The organism is Ralstonia sp. RL (genome assembly GCF_001683835.1).
Lineage (GTDB): Bacteria > Pseudomonadota > Gammaproteobacteria > Burkholderiales > Burkholderiaceae > Ralstonia > Ralstonia mannitolilytica.
On sequence record NZ_LWRX01000215.1, the window covers coordinates 1 to 1,012 of the forward strand.

Below are 1,012 nucleotides of genomic sequence, written 5' to 3' on the forward strand. Positions count from 1 at the left end.
CTGTGGCTGCGCCCGGGGCTGGATGTCGTGCGCGCCCATCAGGGCCTGCACAGGTTCATGAACTGGCACAAGCCCATCCTGACCGATTCCGGCGGTTTCCAGGTCTTCTCGCTCGGCGCCCTGCGCAAGATCACCGAGGAAGGCGTCAAGTTCAGCTCGCCGCACGATGGCGCCAAGCTCTTCCTGTCGCCGGAAATCTCGATGCAGATCCAGCACGTGCTGAATTCCGACATCGTGATGATTTTCGACGAATGCACACCCTACCCGGCCAGCCGTGACGAGGCCGCCCAGTCAATGCGTCTCTCCCTGCGCTGGGCCCGACGCAGCCGCGACGAGCACGATCGGCTGGAAAACAGCAACGCCCTGTTCGGCATCGTCCAGGGCGGCATGTACGAAGACCTGCGCGACGAGTCGCTGGCCGGGCTGGACGCCATCGGCTTCGACGGCATGGCGATCGGCGGCCTGTCGGTCGGCGAGCCGAAGGAAGACATGGCGCGCATCCTGGAGCACGTCGCGCCGAAAATGCCGATCCACAAGCCGCGCTACCTGATGGGCGTCGGCACGCCGGAAGACCTGGTCTTCGCCGTCCAGCGCGGCATCGACATGTTCGACTGCGTGATGCCGACGCGGAATGCCCGCAACGGCCACCTGTTTACCCGCTTCGGCGACATCAAGATCAAGAATGCCCGCTACAAGACCGATACCGGGCCGCTCGACCCGTCCTGCACCTGCACCACCTGCACCCAGTTCAGCCGCGCCTACCTGCACCACCTCTTCCGCTGTGGCGAAATCCTCGGCGGCATGTTGAACACCATCCACAACCTGCATTTCTATCAGGTCATCATGGCCGAGATGCGCGCCGCCATCGAGGCCGGCACCTTGGCCGAATGGTCGGCTGCCTTTGCCCGCGACCGTTCATCGGCCCGGTGATAGAATCCCCCGTTTCGTTTTCAAGCCATCCGGAGTAACAACAATGATCAGTCTTGCCCACGCCCAAACCGCCGGTGCCGCT

The 1,012-nt window shown here is 63.7% G+C and carries 1 protein-coding gene; it reads left to right on the forward strand.

The genetic code is table 11. From position 1 onward, the window contains the following. Positions 1 to 930, forward strand: a 930-nt coding sequence (gene tgt / locus A6M56_RS19865) for a tRNA guanosine(34) transglycosylase Tgt (RefSeq protein WP_286758362.1), incomplete at its 5' end; no start/stop codon positions are given. Positions 931 to 1,012: the final 82 nt, after the last annotated feature.